This window comes from Aquincola agrisoli, assembly GCF_036621135.1.
Lineage (GTDB): Bacteria > Pseudomonadota > Gammaproteobacteria > Burkholderiales > Burkholderiaceae_C > Aquincola > Aquincola agrisoli.
The window spans coordinates 60,064-78,584 of sequence record NZ_JAZIBG010000020.1; the positions used below are offsets into that span (position 1 = coordinate 60,064).

Here is an 18,521-nt window from a genome sequence, read left to right on the forward strand (position 1 = left end):
CCTTACAGCCGCTGCGCGGCCACGGCCGGGCGGGTGAGCTGCGGCAGCATCGGCGCCCACCGCGGAAAGTGCCGCAGGAAGTGGAAGACGAAGTAGCTGCGCGCCATCGACCACAGGCCGGGCGGGTCGATCTGCGTCGCGTCGATCTCCTTGCAGGCGTTGTCCATCAGGTACTGCAGCCGCTCGCGCAGCACGGCGTTGAAGCTGCCGTCGCGGATGACGACGTTGGCCTCCAGGTTCAGCGACAGGCTCAGCGGATCGAGGTTGCTCGACCCGACGGTGGACCATTCGTCGTCCACCAGCGCCACCTTGCCGTGCAGCGGCCGTTCGCAGTACTCGAAGATGCGCACGCCCGCCTTCAGCAGGTGGGCGTAGAGCGTGGAGGCCGCCGCCTTCGCGATCGGCATATCGGGCTCGCCCTGCAGGATCAGCACCACCTCCACGCCGCGGCGCGCCGCACGCCGCAGTTCGCGGATGAAGCGGTAGCCGGGGAAGAAATAGGCGTTGGCGATCACCACGCGTTCGCGTGCCGAGCGGATCGCCGCCCGGTAGTGGCGCTCGATGTCGGTGCGGTGGTCGCGGTTGTCGCGGGTGATGAAGATGGCCTGGGCATCACCGGCGGCGGGCAGGTCCTTGGCGGCGGCGGGCAGCCGGCGCCGCAGCCAGCGTCGGCTGGGCTGCACCACGCGCGCGGCGGCCTTGGTGAAGGCATGGATGTGGCCGACGATCGGGCCCTCGATCTCCACCGCGTAGTCCTGCTTGGCCTCGGGGCCGAAGTCCTTCAGGTGGTCGGCCGAGTAGTTGATGCCGCCGACGAATGCGAGCGTGCCGTCGATCACCACGATCTTGCGGTGCATGCGGCGCAGCATGTTGGGCCGCCAGCCGAGGATCGACGGCGCCGGGTCGAACACCTGCAGGCGCACGCCGGCATCGGCGAGCGGCTGGGTGAACGAAGGGGGCAGGTCCGGCGAGCCGAAGCCGTCGACCAGCAGGTTGACCGTCGCGCCGCGCCGGGCCGCCGCCAGCATCGCCGCATGCAGCTGCTGGCCGACCTTGTCGTCGAACAGGATGAAGGTCTCGATGTAGACCTCCTCGCGCGCCGCGGCGATGGCTTCGAACACCCGCGGGTAGTAGGCCTCGCCGTTCTCCAGCAGCGAGAAGCGGTTGCCGCCGACCCAGCGCCCGCTCACAGCGAGATCTCCGCGGCGAGGGGGGCGTGGTCCGACAGGTGCGCCCACGGCTTGCGCGGCAGCGCGATCGGCGCATGCACCGTCGCATTGCGCACGTAGATGCGGTCGAGCTGCAGCAGCGGGAACGGAGCCGGGAAGCTCCGGGCCGAGCTGCCGTGGGCGTGCTGGAACACCTCGCGCAGGCCCTCCCGCGCCAGGATGGTGTGGGCGCGCACGCGCCAGTCGTTGAAGTCGCCGGCCACCACCACCGGCGCGTCGGCCGGGATCTCGCGCTGCATCAGCTGGCACAGCAGCTGCAACTGCTTGCGCCGGTGCCGCTCCTGCAGGCCCAGGTGCACGCAGATGGCATGCAGCTTGCCGTTGCCGTTGGGCAGGCGCAGCACGCAGTGCAGCAGGCCGCGCTTCTCGGGGCCGGCGATCGACACGTCCAGGTTCTCGTAATGCTCGATCGGGTACTTGGAGAGCACCGCATTGCCATGGTGGCCGTGCGGATAGACCGCGTTGCGGCCGTAGGCGAACTCGGGCCAGATCTCGTCGGCCAGGAACTCGTAGTGCGGCGCCTCGGGCCAGCCGGGCCAGCGCGCCGAATGGTGCGCGTGCGTGCCCAGCACCTCCTGCAGGAAGACCACGTCCGCGCCCACCGAGCGCACCGCCTCCCGCAGCTCGTGCAGGATGAAGCGGCGGTTGAAGAACGTGAAACCCTTGTGTGTGTTGACCGTCAGCACACGCACCTTGGGCGTGGCAGCGGGTTCAGCGGGCGCCGCGGGGGCGGAGGCGGGGCGCGTCGGTGCTTCGGCGATGACCATGCCGCCGATTTGATCCAAGCACGCCGCCCGGCGCTGTAGGAAAGCGCCCCGCCCGGTCGTGGCGAAGCGCCGATGTCGCCTCGGGGCCGGAGGCCCGCCGCTTATTCCGCCGTGGCCGCGGCCGCGGCCACGAGCGGCGCGGGCGGCAGCACCGTGTCCAGCGGCCGGCTCTCCGGCAGCACGTACACCACGCTGCGGCTGCGGCCGAGGTGCGGGGCGATCACGGCTTCGTAGAAGGGCTCGGGCACGACCACGCAGCCCAGCGAGATGCGGCGGTCCTTCAGCCGGGGCGAGGCCAGGCGCTGGGCGCGGCGCTCCCGCGAGGGGCCGGGGCGCAGCCGGTGGATCGCCAGCGCCGCGCCGTAGTCGAGCCAGACGATGGGCTCGCCGCTGAGGTTGCGGCCGGGCTCGGCCTCGAAGCGGCCGGCCGGGGTGGTGCGTTCGGCGGGCTGCACGGCGCCGATTTGGGCCCGCCGGCCGACGCCGGGCGTGCTGTCGTCGCCGGGCGCGAGGCCGAGCAGCACCGGCGTGCGGCCCACTTCGTGGCCCTGGGCGTCGAAGACGGTGATGACGGCCTCGCGCTTGTCGACGATCGCGAAAGGCAGGCCGCGGTGGTCGGCCGTCGCGACGATCTGGCGCCAGGCCTGGTCGATGTCCGCCGACGCGCGGGCCGCCGGGGGCGCCAGGGCTGCGGCGGCGAGGAGGCCGGCCAGCAGCAGACGGAAGGGGAGAAGGAGTTTGCGGAGGGAGGGGCGACGGAGCACGGACATCGGGCCTTCCAGGCGGGGTACTGCGAACGGCAGTGCGCGAGGACAGGCTGCCGGTGCAGATGGTAGCCAGCGAAAGGGCCGAAATTGCGGCAAAAAGGGGCTGAGACGCCGTCCTGTTGGTAACAGTGACGGGCGGGGCGCGGGTGGAGGGCGGCTCTGTTACCGGTGCGGTGCTGCGTCGGCGCCGGACGCGCCGAGATCGGCCAGGCGGGTGGCCGCCAGGGCGGCGTGGCGTTCGGCCACGTCGTAGGAAGGGAAGACCGCCTGCGCGGGCCGCGTTTCCGGCAGCACGTAGACGATGCCGCGTGTGCGCTGGAAGATGGGGGCGATCGTCGACTCGAAGAACGCCACGGGCACGTTGATGCAACCGTAGGAGATGCGGTTGTCGTCGGCGGTCGGGGTGGCCAGGCGTTCGAGGCGGCGCTCCGCGGGGTTGGTCGCCCGCACGCGGTGCATGGAGACGGCGGCCTCGTAGTCGACCCAGACCACGTCTTCGCCCAGCGTGTTGCGACCCCGCTCGCCGACGAACCGGCCCGCGGGGGTGGTGCGCTCTTCCGGCCGCACCTGCTCGATCGGGCGGCTGCCGATGCCGGCGACGGAATCGTCGCCCGCCGCGTAGCCGAGCAGCACGGGGGTGGCGCCGTCGAGCTGGCCATCGGGGCGGAAGACGTAGACCCGCGCATCGCGCTTGTCGACGATGAGGAAGGGCTGGCCCCGGTGGTCGTCGGCGTCGACGACCCAATCCGCCACATGCCGGGCGTCCGGGGACGGCAGGTGCTCGCCGAAGTCGGCGAAGCGCGGGCCGCGCAGCGGCTCGGCCGCCGGTACGGCGACCACCGCAGCCCCGCCCGAATCGTGCGGCGCCGGCGCGCGTGTCGCCTGGCCCATCGGGGGCAGCACGAGGGTGCAGACCGCCAGCGCGCCGAGCAGGCCGCGCTTCAAGCCGTCGGCGATGTCGTCTGAAGGGTGGCTCATCGCGATGCCCTGCAGGAAGCGGGAGACGCCGGCACCGGCCGGCGTGTCCTCGTCACGGTGCCTGGATCAGTTGCGGTCGGCCTGCGCCGGACGCTCCGTCATCGGGGCGTTGTCGGCCGGCATCGCGGGCGACGTGGGCGTGCCCGGCGACATCGTCGAATTCGGCGTCGTCGTGGTGCCCGGCGTCGTGGTGGTCGAGCCCGGGGTCATGGTGCTGTTGTCCATCTGCGTACCGGGCGCCTGCTGCTGCTGTTGCTGCTGCGAGGGCGTGGTCGTCGACGGCTGCGTCGTGGTCTGGGCGTAGGCGATGCCGATGGCGCCGGCGAAGGCGGCTGCAGCGACGGCGGCGGTAAGCGACTTGGTGGCGTTCATTGCATGTGCTCCTAGAGGTGGGTGGTCGGGCCGATGTCTCGTTCGGCCTGGATTCACTCTAGGGGGCACGCCGCGGGAGCGGCGTCGGCGTGGGGCGGCGCTGCATGTAGGACACGAGCCCCGATGCGGCGCCCCGAAGCGGAAGCATCGTTACCGTTCGCTACGCGGTGTCACGCGCCGGGGGTCTGGCGGCGGGTGAAGCGGGCCAGCTCACGCACCGCGAGCGTCTCCGCGGCCACCGCGGCATCCAGCGGCGAGCGGCAGAGCCCGGAGTGCTCGTAGTGGAGGTTCTCGTACAGCTCGGCGCTTGCGGGGTGGGCGCTGAGCACGGCGTCGAGCGCATCCGAAGGCAGGTCGCTGTCCGACAGCAGGGCCGTGAGCCGCGACACCAGTTGCTGGTACTGAGAGGGCGACGCGGCGCCGGGGCTGCGCTCGACATGTTCCAGCAGGCGGGCCAGCGCGATGATGGTTTCGAGCCGGGCGCGCAGGGTGGCGGCGCTGAGGGGCTGGGCGGAGGGCGTGGAGTGGGCGGCCATGGCGGTTCCTTGAAGGGTGCGGCGCGTGATGCCGCCATGGCATGCAACTGCGGGCGGCCCCGCGGACTTCAAGTCGCGTCGTGTTCGGCCGCGATCTGCCGCAGCGCGCGCAGGTACACCTCGGGCGGCTGGCCGCCCTGCAGCAGGTGCCGCTGGTTGACGATCACCGACGGCACCGCGCGGATGCCCTGCGACTGGTAGAACTGTTCGGCCTCGCGCACTTCCTGCGCATAGGCGTTCGAGGCCAGCACCTCGCGCGCGCCCTCGGGGTCGAGCCCGGCCTCGGACGCCGCATGCACCAGCACCTCGGGATCGCTCGGGTCCAGCCCGTCGGTGAAGTAGGCGGTGAACAGCGCGCGCTTCAGTTCGTGCTGCAGCGCGGCGTCGGGCTGCAGGCCGGCCCAGTGCAGCAGGCGGTGCGCGTCGAAGGTGTTGTAGATGCGGCTGCGCTTGTCCATGCGGAACTCGAAGCCCAGCGCCTCGCCGCGGGCGCGGATGGCCTCGCGGTTCTGCGCGTTCTGCTCGGCCGTGGTGCCGTACTTGGCGCTCAGGTGCTCGTCGATGGATTCGCCCTCGGGGACCATCTCAGGATTCAGCTCGAAGGGCTGGAAGTGCAGCTCGACGCCGATCTCGCCGTCGAGCTCTGCCAGCGCGGTCTGCAGCGATTGCAGCCCGATCGCGCACCAGGGGCAGGAAACGTCGGAGACGAAGTCGATCTTCATGGAGAGGGCCAGCGTGTGGGGGTATCGGGGAGCCGTTTGTAGCACCGCGGCGGCGTCCCTGCACGGCGGGTGGCCTCCCTGGCGGCTTCAGGACAAGGAGAACCCGTCCGGCAACATCATGCTGGCGACTGCTTTGCAGAACTGCTCGGGCGCCTCCAGCATCATCATGTGCCCCACGCCGGGCAGCACCACCGTGCTCGCGGCGGCGGTCCGCACCCAGGGCGGCAGGTCCCAACCCGTGCAGGAGCGTTCTCCCGCCAGCAGATGAAGCTGCGTGCCGTGATGGATCACATCCCGGACTGCGGCCAGGTAGCCGGGCACGGCGGTTTCGCGCACTACGGCCTTCGCCATGGCGTGCACGGTCGCTGCGGCTTGGTTGTGAAGAATCGTCTGCGCCCACTCGAGCCGCCGTGCCGTCGGCTCGATGCCGCTCTTGGCCAGCCAGGCCTGCTGCTCCGACTGCATGCGTGCATGTTCCGCCGCCCACTCGTCCTCGCGCATCGGCGCGATCCGTTGGCACCAGAACGCGTCGCCGAGCGTGAAGTTGCCTTCGACGCTGATGATCGCCGTCACCAGGTCCGGCGCCATGCGCGCTGCCAGCATGGCCACCGCGCCTCCCACGCTGTGGCCGAGCAGCCATGCCGGCCTGCCGATGTGCGAGCGCAGATAGGCCACGATCCAGGCGGCTTGCTGCTCCAGGGTGAGTTCAACGCCGCCGGGCGGTAGCGGCTGCGAGCCATAGCCGGGGAGGTTGGGTGTGTGGACCTCGATGCCCTTCATCAGCGCCTGCGGCCCGAAGAAGTCGATGGGGCCGAGCAGGCCATGGATCATCACCAAAGGGGGCGGGGGCGCTTTCACATCGTTCACCTTGCAGGGGGGCGTTGTGCTGTGCGCGGGAGGCTGTTCGGGCCCCCATCGCAATCCAGGCCATGGCCAGCGCGTATAACAGCGCGAACACGACGGCCGTTGTCGTCAGGCCGGCGACTTCGGCGATGAAGCTGCCGGCGAAACCGGTCACCAGCATGCCGGCATAGACGCTAGCGAACTGGAACGTGGCAACGAGCGGCATATGCTCCTGCGGCGTGACGGTGACCAGGTCGGCCTGGTACTTGAAGAAGAGGATTTCCCACAGGAACATGTAGAGCGCGAAAAGCGAGAAGCTGACCGGCATCTTCGCGGCGACCGTGCAACCCACCATCGCGAGCAGGCAGATGGTCGTCAGTGCCAGCGTCCCGATGAAACCGATGCCTGCGCGCAATCTGCCGAGCAGCGCGAACGCTAGCGCCGCCGCCAGCGCTGCTGTGGCGCCGATGATCTGCAGGTAGCCCACGTGGCTTTGCGGCAGTTGCAGGACATGCAGCGGCAGCGTCACGCGCGACACGTTGAAGAAGCCCTGGAGGACGCTCACTACGATCACGAACGCTAGGAAATGACTGCGCAGTGCGTCGTCTGCGCGCAGCAGGTTTTGAAGCGTCGCCAGTGCGCCTGCAGCCTGCAGGGCCGGCGTGGACGCGGCGGACACCGGCTTCAACCTGGGAAGCAGGGCCGCTGCACAGGCCGCGATGGCAAAGCCGCCGGCCGTGATCACGCCGGCAACTTGCGGCGTGATGTCGCCTTTGTAGAACGACAGGACCATGCCCGCTATTGCGCCCGCGATGAACTGCGCCGTCAGCGTGATTGGCATCGCGTATCGGATGTCGGCGGCGCTGAAATAGCGCTTCACTGCCACGGTACGGGCGACACGCTGGATCGCGTCCACGAGGCCGATCGCCAGCGTGCCGGCCAGTGCGATGCCGACGTGCTGATCGACGCTCAGGAAGGTGCCCAATGCCAGCGCCAGCCCTGCTGCATTGGCTGCCATCAGCGCGCCGCGCGGGGTGCTGGCGTTGGCCACGCGGTTGATCACCAGGCACATCAGCACGGGCATGACCATCGGCGCGATGAGCACCGCCTCCGACAGCAGCAGCGACCCGGTCAAGGTGTACGTGTAGTACGACAGGTAGACATAGCTGAACACGCTGGCGGCGATCGACGTCAGGTTCACCGTCCAGAGGATCACGCTTGCGCGTGCAGGGGTGGGTTGCATCCGAATCACCCCGGCGGCGGCAACTGTCGCTCCAGCCCGTCGAGCAGCCGGTACGCAGCGGACTTCAGCGCACGAGGCTTGGCCTTCTTGCGCGGCGCGCATCAACTCAGCACAGCCGCTCGGCAACGTCTGCGGGAGTTCCGCGTAGCTTTCGGCAATGAACGACATCGCCCACTGCTTTGCGATGCCGGAATCCTGTGTCAGCAAAGCGCTGCAGAGCGCTTTAGCGCTGACCGTGGCAACGGTGGGTGGGGCGGCAGAGCAACCCGGTCGGGTCGAAGTCGTTGTCATACCTTCTGGTCAGAACGGGGATGTTGTCGTAGTGCCTCGTTAATGAAGAAAAATAATACAGACTGCATGTCAAATATGCAATTTAAAGCATCTTGCGCGCAGTGAAATATTCTAAATAGCGGGTGCGGTGCGGGAGCGATCGATGTGGCCGCTCGGCGGCACGCCGGCCTGGGGCCTCATGCCGGCGTTAGGACGGTGCTCGCCGGCGGGCGCCAGGAGCCGGGCCGTGCGTCAACCTCGGTGGCAGGCCTGCCGGGGAGGGGCGGCATCGTCGGCCTGGATGGCCGACGGGAAGGGTTCGAGGCTGCGCGCGGCCTGCCGGCACAGATGGTCAGTGAGCCACTGAACGAGTGCAGAGCCAATTCGGCCGGTGTGCCAGTAGAGAGGTACGGCGATGGAGTGGCCCGGCGCGAGGTCTACTAGCGTGAGGTGGCCAGGTGCCGCATCGCGGTTCGCCACGCGACCTGCAGGCAGGGTAGCACGCTGTAGCCTGCGCTGTGCTGGACGGCGGCGAACACGGCCTTTGTATCCGGCAGATAGTGGCACGGATACCGTGGCATGCGCACGCCGACGCATTGCTCCATGAACTTGCTGTGCAGCGTGTCCTTGCGATCGAACAGCACCGCGGGGGCCTTGCGTGCTGCGTGGGCAGGCAGGCCGTCTGGAAACCATCGCCGCGCGAAACCTGGCGCGGCATAGCACCGGTAGACCATGACACCCAGCGGGTGGCTGTTAAAGCCCCGGAGGCTCGTGCGCTGGCTCGATACGCAGCCCATCACGTCGCCTTGCAGAAGCCGCTCCAGCGTGTGCTCCTGATCGTCGCGCACCACTTCGAGCGTGATGTCCCTGGTGTTGATCAGATGCCAGAACACGTCGGGCAACCAGGTGGCCAAGGAGTCCGCGTTGACCGCGATGGCCAGGGGCACAGGCTCGTCAGCATCCACCTGCGGCCGGATCTCGCGCAGCGCCTCGTCTTCCAGCAGATTCAGCGTGTTGACGTGGCGCAGCAGCACTTCACCGGCTGCTGTCGCGCGCACCGGCTTCACGCACCAGCAGCACGGCCGAGGCGGCCTCCTCGAGCGCCTTGATGCGCTGCGATACCGCGCCCCTGCTGATGTGCAGGCGCTGCGCCGCGCGCTCGAAGCTGCCTTCTTGCACGATCGTGGCCAAGGTCTTCAATTGTTGTCGGTCGAACATGGAGCGATCAGGTCGGAGCGATCGATTCTCGGCCTGATTGCCGACACGCCCGCCCGCCGTCCCATCAGGTACGGCCGAGCGACATGCCTTGGCGGCAGCCGACACCACGCGTGGCGGGTGGCCTATCCTCGGCGGATGCGAATCCTGTTGGTGGAAGACGACCGCATGATCGGCAGCACGCTGCGCCAGGCGTTGCGGCTCGAAGGCAATGCGGTCGATTGGGTGTACGACGCCAAGGCCGCGCTCGGCACGCTGGCCAGCGAGCGCTTCGCGCTGGTGCTGCTCGACCTGGGGCTGCCCGAGCCCGAGCGGCTGGGCAGCGGCCTCGACGTGCTGCGCCAGCTGCGCGCCCGTGCCGACGCCACGCCGGTGATCGTGCTGACCGCGCGCGACGCGCTGGAAGACCGCGTCGCCGGCCTCGACGCCGGCGCCGACGACTACCTCGTCAAGCCCTTCGAGCTGGACGAACTGGCCGCGCGCATGCGCGCCGTGCTGCGCCGCCATGCCGGCCGCGCGGCCCCGCTGCTGGCGCACGAGGGCATCACGCTCGACCCCGCCACGCGCCAGGTGCAGCGCGACGGCCAGCCGGTGCTGCTGTCGGCGCGCGAGTTCGCGCTGCTGGAGGCGCTGATGGCCCGGCCCGGCGCGATCCTGTCGCGCGCGCAGCTGGAGGACAAGCTCTACGGCTGGGGCGAGGAGGTGGAGAGCAACACCGTCTCGGTCTACATCCACCAGCTGCGCCGCAAGCTCGGCGCCGACGTGATCCGCACGATGCGCGGGCTCGGCTACTACCTCGGCAAGCGGGGCGAAGCGGCCGATGCCGCGGCGGAGGACGCGGGCACCTGATGACCTCCATACGACTGAAGCTGATCGCCTCGCTGCTGGCGGTGCTGCTGCTCGCGGCGCTGGCGCTGGGTGGCGCCACCTACCGCAACGCGCTGCTGGAGACGCAGGCGCTCTTCGACTACCAGCTCAAGCAGATGGCCCTGTCGCTGCGCGACCAGGGCGAGATCCCGCCGGGCAGCGCCAATGCCGAGCACGACTTCGTCGTGCAGATCTGGTCCGCCGACGGCCGGGCCCTCTACGCCTCGCGTGCCCATGCGGCGGTGCCCACGCGTGCCGTGCTCGGCTTCGCCGACGTCGAGGCGGGCGGGCAGACCTGGCGCACCTACAGCGTGGCCACCTTCGGCCGCGTGATCCAGGTGGCGCAGCCGCGGCAGATCCGCGAGCGCCTGGCGGCCGACGCGGCCTGGCGCGCGGTGCTGCCGCTGCTGCTGCTGGCGCCGCTGCTGGGCCTGGCGGTCTGGTGGCTGGTGGCGCATGCGCTGGCGCCGCTGGCCCGCGTGTCGCGCGAGGTGCGCTCGCGCGATGCCGAATCGCTCGCGCCGCTGTCGGCCGAGGGCCTGCCGGAGGAGGTGGCGCCGCTGGTCGGTTCGCTCAATGCGTTGCTGCAGCGGCTGGGCGCGGCCTTCGACACGCAGCGCGCCTTCGTCGCCGATGCGGCGCACGAGCTGCGCTCGCCGCTCACCGCGCTGAAGCTGCAGGTGCAGATGCTGCGCCGCGCGCCCGACGAGGCCGCGCGGGCCGAAGCGGTGGCCGCGCTGGCCGCGGGCGTCGACCGCGCGACGCGGCTCGTCGAGCAGCTGCTCACCCTGGCCCGCAACGAGCCCGGCAGCCGCGAGCCCGCGCGCCAGCCGCTGGACCTGGGCGCGCTGGTCCGCCAGGCGCTGGCCGACAGCGGCACGCTGGCCGTGGCGCGCGGCAGCACGCTGGAGCTCGATGCGCAGCCGGGCGTGCGGGTGCGCGGCGACAGCGCCGGGCTCGCCGCGCTGGCGCGCAACCTGGCCGACAACGCCTTGCGCCACGGCCCGCCGGGTACGGTGGTCAAGGTGATCGTCGCGCGTGAGGGCGACGAGGCGGTGCTGAGCGTGGACGACGACGGCCCCGGCATCCCCGAGGCCGAGCGCGCCCAGGCCTTCGACCGCTTCTGGCGCCGCGAGGCCGCGCACGGCGGCAGCGAGGCCGCGGGCGGCAGCGGCCTGGGCCTGGCCATCGTGCGCGGCGTGGTGCAGCGCCACGGCGGCACGGTGCAGCTCGCGACCTCGCCGCTCGGCGGCCTGCGGGTGGTGTGCCGCCTGCCGGCCCTGCCGCCTTCCATCGACGAACCCTGAAAGCCCGTCCACCCGATGCTGAACGACCTGCCCGCCCTGCCCGAAGCCCAGTGGCCCTATGCCGACATCCTCGTGCGCCTGGCCCTCAGCCTCTCGCTCGGCCTGCTGATGGGGCTGGAGCGCGAGCGCCGCGGCAAGGAGGCGGGGCTGCGCACCTTCGGCTTCATCGCCCTCCTGGGCGGCCTGGGCGGCGCGCTGGGCCATGCCTTCGCGCTGCTGATCCTGCTGCTGGTGGGGGTGCTGGCCGTCGTGCTCAACCTGCAGACGCTGCGCGCCAACGAGGGCGCCGAGCTCACCACCTCGGCGGCGATGCTCGTCACCTGCGTGGCGGGGGTGCTGTGCGGGCAGGGCCACACCATCACGCCGGCCGCGGTGATGGTGATCGCCACCGCGCTGCTGACGTGGAAGGAGCGGCTGTCGGGCTTCTCGATGGGCCTGACGGAAGGCGAGGTGCGCTCGGCGCTGCTGCTGGCCATCCTCGCGATCGTGATCTACCCGGCCCTGCCGCACGGCGCGATCGGCCCCTGGGGGCTCGTCGAGCCGCGCGCGGCCTGGGTCACGGTGATCCTGATCGCCGGCATCGGCTTCGTGAACTACATCCTCTGGAAGCTCTACGGCGACCGCGGCACCGAGATCTCCGGCTTCCTCGGCGGGCTGGTCAACAGCAACTTCACGGTGATCGAGCTGTCGTCGCGCGTGCGCGCTGGCGTGGCCAACCTGGGCACCGCGTACCGCGGCATCCTGTTGGCCACCACCGCGATGCTGGTGCGCAACGCCGGGCTGCTGCTGATCCTCGCGCCGGCGGCGCTGCTGGGCTCGCTGGCGGCCTTTGCGTTGATGCTGGCCGTCAGCGCGGCGATGGTGCTGCTGAGCTACGGCCGGCGCCAGGGCCTCGGCGCGCAGGCGGAGAAGCCGGCCGACATCGCGCTGGAGCTGCCGTTCTCGCTCAGCGTCGCGCTGAAGTACGGGCTGCTCTTCCTGCTGCTGCACGTGCTGGGCAGCGTGATGCAGCGTGAGTTCGGCGATGCCGGCTTCTACGTCGTCACCGTCATCGGCGGGCTGCTGTCGAGCGCCAGCGCGGTGGCGGCCGCCGCCACGCTGGCCTCGCAGGGTGCCTTGCCGGGCAGCGTGGCGGGCACCGGTGCGGTGATCGCGTCGCTGACCAGCCTGGCCTTCAGCCTGTCGTTCGTGCTGCGCACGCGGCACCGCGGGCTGATCGGGCTGCTGGCGGCTTCGATGGCCGCGGTCGCGGTGGCCGGCCTCGTCGGCGTGTTCACCTGGCGCTGGGTGGAGCCGTGGATCACGCCGTGGCTGCCGACGCTGCTGGTCGCGCCGCCTACGCCGGCCCTTCGCTAGCACCCGCGGCCGGCCGCACCCACCGCGCGACGGTGTCGAACATCGCACCGATGTCGATCGGCTTGGCGATGTGGTCGTTCATGCCGGCCGCCAGGGCCAGCTCGCGGTCGCCCGCCATCGCGTTGGCCGTCATCGCGATGATGGGCACGTCGCGCCAGCGCGGCTGGCTGCGCAGGTAGCGCGTGGTCTCGTAGCCGTCCATCACGGGCATCTGGCAGTCCATCAGCACGCCGTCGAACTCGTGCTGCTCCAGCAGCGCGATGGCCTGCCGGCCGTCGGCCGCCACCGTGGCCTGCACGCCCACCCGGCCCAGCAGGTCGAGGGCCAGCTCCTGGTTGATCGCGTTGTCCTCCACCAGCAGGATGCGCGCGCCGCGCAGCCGCGTCTGGTGGCCGGCCAGCGATTCCTCCCGCAGCGCCTGGCGGCTTTCGGTGTGCACCGCGTGGCCCAGCGCCTGCATGCAGGCCTCGAACAGCGTCGACGGCGTGGCCGGCTTGACGAGCACGCCCGCGGCCTCCACGCCCTGCGCCTGCAGCTGGCGCAGCAGCGCCTCGCGCCCGAAGGCCGTGGTCATCACGACGGCGGCCGGCGTGGCGCCGGGCAGCGCGGCCAGCTTGGCGGCGCACTCGACGCCGTCCATGCCGGGCATGTGCCAGTCGACCAGCACCAGCGGGTAGGGCCGGCCGGCCTGGGCCGCCAGCGTCATCTCGCGCAATGCGTCCCACCCGTCGGCCGCGGTGCCGGCCTCCAAGCCCAGCGCGCCGGCCATCTCCGCCAGCACCTCCCGGGCGCGGGCGTTGTCGTCGACGACGAGCAGCCGCGTGCCCTGCGGCTGCGGCACCTCGGGCGCCGGGGCGCTGGCCGCCGGCGGCTGCAGGCCGAACTGCGCGCTGAAGCGGAAGGTGCTGCCCCGGCCCGGGACGCTGTCGACCGCGATGGCCCCGCCCATCATCTCGACCAGCCGGCGGCTGATGGCCAGGCCCAGGCCCGTGCCGCCGTAGCGGCGGGAGGTGGAGCTGTCGGCCTGCTCGAAGGCCTGGAAGACACGCTGCTGCTGCTGCGCATCCATGCCCACGCCGCTGTCCTGCACGCTGAAGCCGAGCGTCACCTGCGCCTCCTCGCGCGCCACTTCCTCGATGCGGACGACGACCTCGCCGTGCTCGGTGAACTTCACCGCGTTGTTGCCCAGGTTGAGCAGCACCTGCCCGAGGCGCAGCGGATCGCCCACCAGCGCCTTGGGCAGGCCGGGCGGCATCGTGAACAGCAGCTCCAGGCCTTTTTCCTCCGCCTGCAGGCCGACGAGGTTGGCCAGCCCGTCCATCACGTCGCCGAGGTGGAAGGGCACCTGCTCCATGTCGAGCTTGCCGGCCTCGATCTTCGAGAAGTCGAGGATGTCGTTGATGATGCCCAGCAGCGATTGCGCCGAGCGCTCGACCTTCAGCACGTAGTTGTGCTGCTGCGGGTTGAGGCCGGCCTGCAGCGCCAGCCGCGACATGCCGAGGATGGCGTTCATCGGCGTGCGCACCTCGTGGCTCATGTTGGCCACGAAGGCGCTCTTGGCCCGGTTGGCGGCCTCGGCCGTCTGCTCGGCGCGCCGGCGCTCCTCGACTTCCGCGCGCAGCTCCCGCGTGCGTGCCGCTACCTGCCGCTCCAGGTCGCGGTTCATCTGCGCGTTCTGGTAGGCCACCGCGAACTGCAGGCCCAGCAGGCGCAGCGTCTCGACCTGGGCGGGCTCGAGCCGCGTGGGGGCCTGGCGGTTCTCCAGGTAGAGCAGGCCGACGGTGTCGCCGCGGTGTTGGATCGGCAGCCCGAAGATCGAGCGGATGCCGTGGCGCTGGACCAGCGTGTCGCGGCCGAAGCGGATGTGGCGGTCGACGTGGGGCAGCAGCAGAGGCTCCAGGCTGTGCACCAGGAAGTGGAAGACCGATTCGGGCACCTCGCGTGCGGCGGCGGTGGCGCCGCCGCCGGCCTCGGTCTCGATCCAGTGCGTGGTGCCTTCGAAGCCCGCGCATGCCGGCCACTGTTCGCCCTCGCGCCAGAAGAGCACGCCGCGCTCGGCGGCGGCGTACTGGCGCAGCTGGTCGAACAGCACGCGCAGCAGGGAATCCGGCTCCCGCTCCTGCGCCAGCAGGTTGCTCACCTGCACGACGCTGGCGAGGTCGAGCTCGGCGCGCCCGGTGGCGGCGAGCGCGAGCGTTCCGGCCGGCCCCTCCTGTGCCCGGCCGCGTGCAAAGTGCGGATGCCGCTGCCGCAGGTGGGCGGCCTTGCCGCGGGCGCCCCAGTCCTCGTAGGCCTGCAGCGCGGCGGCGCGGTAGGCATCGGCGCCGCGCTGCAGGCCCTGCTCGGCGCAGAAGTCGCCGGCCAGTTCGCAGGCGAAGGCGTGGTGCAGCACATGGCCGTGGCGCAGCGCGGTGTCGATGGCCGCCTCGAACCGTGTCGCGGCGGTGCCGGTGTCTCCCTCGGCCCAGGCCTGCAATGCCTTGACGGCCTGGTCCATGTGCAGGAAGTTCTCCGGCACGTCGGCGCCGCGCCCTTCGATCCACGCCGCGAGGGGTGCCAGTTCGGCGCGCAGGGCCGGGCGTTCGGCGGGCGCCGCGCCGCGCAGCGCCTGGGCCAGCGCCATCGCGTAGGCCCAGCGCAGCAGCGCATCGGCGTAGAGGCTGGTCACGCCTTCGCGCAGCGGATAGCCGCGGCATTCGTCGAGTGCGCGGCCCCAGTCGCCGAACAGGGCCGCGCACAGGCAGCGGTAGGCGAGGAAGATGGCCTGCGCCAGCGTGTCGGTGGGCGGCTGCACGCCATGGTCGCCGTCGAAATCGTCGGTGGCGAGGCTGCCGACGGCGTGGGTCTCGCCGCGCAGGCAGCGCACCACCTGGCGCATCGCCAGCGGCACCCCGATCGTCATGCGGCTCTGCGTGCGGCGGCACACCTCCAGCCCCTGGTCGACCTCGACCGCCATCTGGTCGAGGTGGCGCACGGTGTCGAGCATGGGCGGCAGGCTCGCGCCGAAGGTGCCGCCGGCGGCCACGAGGTCGCCGATCGCCACCGCCTGCTCGTACGCGAAGCGGGCGCGGTCCAGCGTGCGCTCGAGCGGCTCCATCCACACGCTGCTGATCAGCGCGATGCGGTAGCTCAGGCGCTGGCGCGTCTCGGGCGTCGACATGCGCCCGGCCAGGCGCTGCGCGCTGCGGGTGATGGCGCGCAGCGCCTCGTAGTCGTCGCCGCGCGCGATGAAGGGGTTGATGGCGTCCACCATCAGGATGGGCAGTGCCGGGAAGGCGCCGAACTCGCAGCCGATGCGCATCGACCGCAGCACGCTCCACTCGCGCGCAGCCGGCGTGGCGTAGAGCTTGGGCGGGAACGCGTTCAGCAGCAGCGCGGCGGCCACCATCTGCGCATGCGAGGCCGGCGCCAGGCGGTCGAAGAACGGCTCGCCTTCGCGGGCGAGCAGCGCGGCGATCCAGGCGCGCTCCTCGTCGGCGGCCTCCTGCCAGCGGTCGGCCGGCGGGTGCTCGATGCCGAGCGCGCGCGCGCCTGCCAGCGCCAGCGCAACGGCCCGCGTGTACTCGCAGCGCACGGTCAGTGCGCGCACCTGCCGCCACATGGCCGTGCCGACCGGCAGCGGCGCCTCGGCGGCGTGCGGCATCATCGCCTCGAAGACCTGGTCCGCCTCCCGCTGGCGGCCCTGGCTCAGCAGCGCGGTGTGCTGCAGCACCTGCCGCGCAAGCCGGTCGCTCCCCGGCCGCGAGGCCTGCGGGTCGAGCGCCTCGCAGGCCCCGAGGAAGCGCAGCGCGTCTTCCGTCGCGCCGCCCCCCAGCGCGTCGCGGGCCGCATCCAGCAGGACGGCGCCGGCCTCCTCGCGCTCGGCCGGCGTGTCGAGCGTCGCCAGGGCCTCGGCGAGGTGGCTGGCCACGAGGTAGCGGCTGGCTTCCCGCGCGCGCAGCACGCGGGCGATGCGGCCGTGCCAGCTGGCGCGGCCGCGGTCGTCGAGCAGGGCATGCGCGGCTTCGCGCATGCGGTCGTGCGCGAAGCGCCAGTGGCGTGCGGTCTCGGCGTCGCGCCGCACGAGCAGCCGGCGCTGGCTCAGCGGCAGCAGCCGGTGGTCGACTTCCTCGGCCGGCTCGCCGAGCACGGCGGCCAGCAGCTCGACATCCACCTCGTGGCCGAGGCAGGCGCACACGCCGGCCAGCTGGCGCAGGTCGGCCGGCAGGCGCTGCAGGCCCTCGAGCAGGCCGGCCAGCATGTCGGCCGAGCCGGGCAGCGCCTGCACCGCGGCGTCGTCCCACTGCCAGAGGCCGCGCACCCGGCGCAGGTGGCCGGCGGCGTGCAGCTGGCGCACGTACTCGAGCACGAAGAACGGGTTGCCGCCGGTCTTGTCGGCCAGCACGCGGGCCGGCGCCGCCACCTCCTCGGGCGCGGCGTCGAGCATGTCGGCCACCAGCGCCTGCACGGTGGGCGGCGGCAGGCCGCGCATGTCGATGTCGATCACCTCGGTGCCGACGGCGCGGATGCGCGCCAGCGCCGCCGCGAGCGGATGGGCGTCGTCGACCTCGTCCTTGCGGTAGGCGCAGACCAGCAGCAGCCCGCCCCAGCTCTCGTCGGTGGCCAGCCGCTCGATCAGCTCCAGCGAGCTGCCGTCGACCCACTGCAGGTCGTCGAGGAAGAGCACGGCGCGGGTGCCGCGCGCGCGCAGCACCTGCAGCACGCAGGCGACGCAGTGCTTCATGCGCTGCAGCACGTTGGCGTCGGGGGCGGGCGAGCCCGCACCGGCCGCCGCGCCGGCCTCGCCGAGCAGCGCGCCGAAGGCCGGGGCGACGCGCACCAGGAAGGCGGTGTTGTCGCCCAGCACCGCCTGCAGCTGCGCACGCATCTCGGCCAGGCGTTCGGGCGGCTCGGACAGGTCGTAGGCGGCCAGCTCCGACAGCGCCTGGCCGAGGCCGCTGAATGGTGCGGCGCTCTGGTACGGGTCGTACTTGCCGGTCGCGAGGCGGCCCTGGCGCGCGGTGCCGGCCGGGAACGCCGCGCGCACCAGCGCCGACTTGCCGGCCCCCGCACGGCCGCGGATGGTCACGATGCGGCGCCGGTGGTCGGTGGCGTGGATGGCTTCGTGCAGGCGATCGGCGTCGCGCTCGCGGCCGAACAGCCGCGACGGCTGGGCCGGCACGATGCGCCGGTCGGCCTGGCCGATCGCCAGGCCCTCGTCCCTCGCTGCAGCGGGGTCGCGCAGGCGCGCGAGCACCTGCGCGAGGTCCTGGTGCAGGCCGTGGGCGGACTGGTAGCGCTGCGCCGGGTTCTTGGCCAGCAGCTTCATCACGATGCGGTCGAGCGCCGGCGGCACCTGCGGGTTGAGCGTGGCCATCGCCGCGGGGGCCTGGGTCATCAGCGCATGCAGCCGCTGCAGCGGGGAGTCGCCGCTGGTGGCGGCCTGGCCGGTCAGCAGCCAGTACAGCAGCGACCCGAGCGCATGCAGGTCCACGCGGTGGTCGATCGAGCCGCTCATGCGGCCGGTCTGTTCCGGGGCGCAGAAGAGCAAGGAGCGGCCGGCGCGGGCGAGGGCCTGGGGCACCGGCTCGGACCGGTGCTGCACCAGCGCGCCGCCGAAGCCGGCCAGCCCGACGCGGCCGTAGGCGGGCTCGGCGTAGACGCAGTCCGGGCCGACGGCGCCATGGACCACGCCGGCCGCGTGCATGCCATCGAAGAGGACGGCCAGGCCGATGCCGATCTCGACGCAGGCGGCCACCTCGTGCTGCAGCCGCGGCTGCAGCGCGGCGAGCGGCTGGCCGGGGGGTATCGACTGGACGAGCACGCCGGCGCGGCTGTCCAGGCTCAGCACCCGGGGGATGCCGGGCAGGCCTGCCAGGTGGCCGAGCGCTTCCGCCTCGGCGCACAACCGTGCGAGCGCCGCCTCGCCGCGGGCCTCGCTGCGCAGGGCGTCGACGGGGCGGCCGTCCTCGCCCGTCCAGCGTCCCTCGCAGTGCAGCAGCCCGTCGTCGGGCTCGGCGCGGCGGTGCTCGGTCCAGCGTGGCGGCGGCATGGCGTCCAAGGCGGTGTC

Annotated in this window: 15 protein-coding genes; 3 read left to right on the top strand and 12 right to left on the bottom strand. The window is 71.9% G+C overall.

Annotated features, from left to right (window positions below):
• Positions 1–2: 2 nt before the first annotated feature.
• The 11 genes from clsB to V4F39_RS08235 form a co-directional block, all read right to left on the bottom strand.
• A complete protein-coding gene (gene clsB, locus V4F39_RS08185; protein WP_332288825.1) occupies positions 3–1,190 on the bottom strand; it encodes a cardiolipin synthase ClsB in 1,188 nt (395 codons plus the stop codon).
• The gene (locus tag V4F39_RS08190; RefSeq protein WP_332288826.1) at positions 1,187–1,996 is read right to left on the bottom strand and encodes an endonuclease/exonuclease/phosphatase family protein; all 810 of its coding nucleotides are present in this window, start codon (positions 1,994–1,996) and stop codon (positions 1,187–1,189) included. Before V4F39_RS08190 ends, clsB begins: the two co-directional genes overlap by 4 nt.
• A 101-nt stretch (positions 1,997–2,097) precedes the next feature.
• Entirely contained in the window at positions 2,098–2,766 is a 669-nt protein-coding gene (locus tag V4F39_RS08195; RefSeq protein WP_332288827.1) for a L,D-transpeptidase, read from the bottom strand.
• Between the two features lie 159 nt (positions 2,767–2,925).
• Entirely contained in the window at positions 2,926–3,741 is an 816-nt protein-coding gene (locus V4F39_RS08200) for a hypothetical protein (RefSeq protein ID WP_332288828.1), read from the bottom strand.
• A gap of 66 nt (positions 3,742–3,807) precedes the next feature.
• Positions 3,808–4,113 (bottom strand): hypothetical protein, encoded by a 306-nt coding sequence (locus tag V4F39_RS08205; RefSeq protein WP_332288829.1) that lies wholly within the window; start codon positions 4,111–4,113, stop codon positions 3,808–3,810.
• Between the two features lie 170 nt (positions 4,114–4,283).
• A complete protein-coding gene (locus tag V4F39_RS08210; RefSeq protein WP_332288830.1) occupies positions 4,284–4,649 on the bottom strand; it encodes a hypothetical protein in 366 nt (121 codons plus the stop codon).
• Positions 4,650–4,717: 68 nt separating this feature from the next.
• Positions 4,718–5,371 carry a DsbA family oxidoreductase gene (locus V4F39_RS08215; RefSeq protein WP_332288831.1) on the bottom strand — a complete coding sequence of 218 codons (654 nt, stop codon included), beginning with the start codon at positions 5,369–5,371 and terminating at the stop codon, positions 4,718–4,720.
• A gap of 87 nt (positions 5,372–5,458) precedes the next feature.
• The gene (locus V4F39_RS08220; protein WP_332289110.1) at positions 5,459–6,190 is read right to left on the bottom strand and encodes an alpha/beta fold hydrolase; all 732 of its coding nucleotides are present in this window, start codon (positions 6,188–6,190) and stop codon (positions 5,459–5,461) included.
• Positions 6,078–7,625: an MFS transporter gene (locus V4F39_RS08225; protein ID WP_332288832.1), complete on the bottom strand. Its 1,548-nt coding sequence runs from the start codon at positions 7,623–7,625 to the stop codon at positions 6,078–6,080. Before V4F39_RS08225 ends, V4F39_RS08220 begins: the two co-directional genes overlap by 113 nt.
• 542 nt (positions 7,626–8,167) lie before the next feature.
• On the bottom strand, positions 8,168–8,794 hold the full coding sequence (locus V4F39_RS08230; protein WP_332288833.1) for an ArgP/LysG family DNA-binding transcriptional regulator: 627 nt from the start codon (positions 8,792–8,794) through the stop codon (positions 8,168–8,170).
• Positions 8,763–8,945: a LysR family transcriptional regulator gene (locus V4F39_RS08235; RefSeq protein WP_332288834.1), complete on the bottom strand. Its 183-nt coding sequence runs from the start codon at positions 8,943–8,945 to the stop codon at positions 8,763–8,765. The genes V4F39_RS08230 and V4F39_RS08235 overlap by 32 nt, the downstream gene beginning before the upstream one ends.
• Before the next feature lie 135 nt (positions 8,946–9,080).
• On the opposite strand from V4F39_RS08235, the gene V4F39_RS08240 reads away from it, so the two are divergent.
• Genes V4F39_RS08240 through V4F39_RS08250 form a run of 3 tightly spaced genes read left to right on the top strand, consistent with a single transcriptional unit; the run spans position 9,081 to position 12,472 of the window.
• On the top strand, positions 9,081–9,791 hold the full coding sequence (locus tag V4F39_RS08240) for a response regulator (protein ID WP_332288835.1): 711 nt from the start codon (positions 9,081–9,083) through the stop codon (positions 9,789–9,791).
• Positions 9,791–11,116, top strand: coding sequence for a sensor histidine kinase (locus V4F39_RS08245; RefSeq protein ID WP_332288836.1), 1,326 nt, complete (start codon positions 9,791–9,793; stop codon positions 11,114–11,116). Before V4F39_RS08240 ends, V4F39_RS08245 begins: the two co-directional genes overlap by 1 nt.
• Before the next feature lie 15 nt (positions 11,117–11,131).
• Positions 11,132–12,472, top strand: a complete 1,341-nt coding sequence (locus tag V4F39_RS08250) for an MgtC/SapB family protein (RefSeq protein ID WP_332288837.1) — start codon at positions 11,132–11,134, stop codon at positions 12,470–12,472.
• Here the strand turns inward: V4F39_RS08250 and V4F39_RS08255 are convergent.
• A complete protein-coding gene (locus V4F39_RS08255; protein ID WP_332289111.1) occupies positions 12,453–18,503 on the bottom strand; it encodes a response regulator in 6,051 nt (2,016 codons plus the stop codon). The genes V4F39_RS08250 and V4F39_RS08255 overlap by 20 nt on opposite strands.
• Positions 18,504–18,521: the final 18 nt, after the last annotated feature.

Bases quoted from the DNA above. Each gene is read 5' to 3' on its own strand.
- V4F39_RS08190 (WP_332288826.1), bottom strand. From the start codon at position 1,996: ATGGTCATCGCCGAAGCACCGACGCGCCCCGCCTCCGCCCCCGCGGCG.
- V4F39_RS08195 (WP_332288827.1), bottom strand. From the start codon at position 2,766: ATGTCCGTGCTCCGTCGCCCCTCCCTCCGCAAACTCCTTCTCCCCTTC.
- V4F39_RS08200 (WP_332288828.1), bottom strand. From the start codon at position 3,741: ATGAGCCACCCTTCAGACGACATCGCCGACGGCTTGAAGCGCGGCCTG.
- V4F39_RS08205 (WP_332288829.1), bottom strand. From the start codon at position 4,113: ATGAACGCCACCAAGTCGCTTACCGCCGCCGTCGCTGCAGCCGCCTTC.
- V4F39_RS08210 (WP_332288830.1), bottom strand. From the start codon at position 4,649: ATGGCCGCCCACTCCACGCCCTCCGCCCAGCCCCTCAGCGCCGCCACC.
- V4F39_RS08215 (WP_332288831.1), bottom strand. From the start codon at position 5,371: ATGAAGATCGACTTCGTCTCCGACGTTTCCTGCCCCTGGTGCGCGATC.
- V4F39_RS08225 (WP_332288832.1), bottom strand. From the start codon at position 7,625: ATGTCGTTCATTGCCGAAAGCTACGCGGAACTCCCGCAGACGTTGCCG.
- V4F39_RS08235 (WP_332288834.1), bottom strand. From the start codon at position 8,945: ATGTTCGACCGACAACAATTGAAGACCTTGGCCACGATCGTGCAAGAA.
- V4F39_RS08240 (WP_332288835.1), top strand. From the start codon at position 9,081: ATGCGAATCCTGTTGGTGGAAGACGACCGCATGATCGGCAGCACGCTG.
- V4F39_RS08245 (WP_332288836.1), top strand. From the start codon at position 9,791: ATGACCTCCATACGACTGAAGCTGATCGCCTCGCTGCTGGCGGTGCTG.
- V4F39_RS08250 (WP_332288837.1), top strand. From the start codon at position 11,132: ATGCTGAACGACCTGCCCGCCCTGCCCGAAGCCCAGTGGCCCTATGCC.
- V4F39_RS08255 (WP_332289111.1), bottom strand. From the start codon at position 18,503: ATGCCGCCGCCACGCTGGACCGAGCACCGCCGCGCCGAGCCCGACGAC.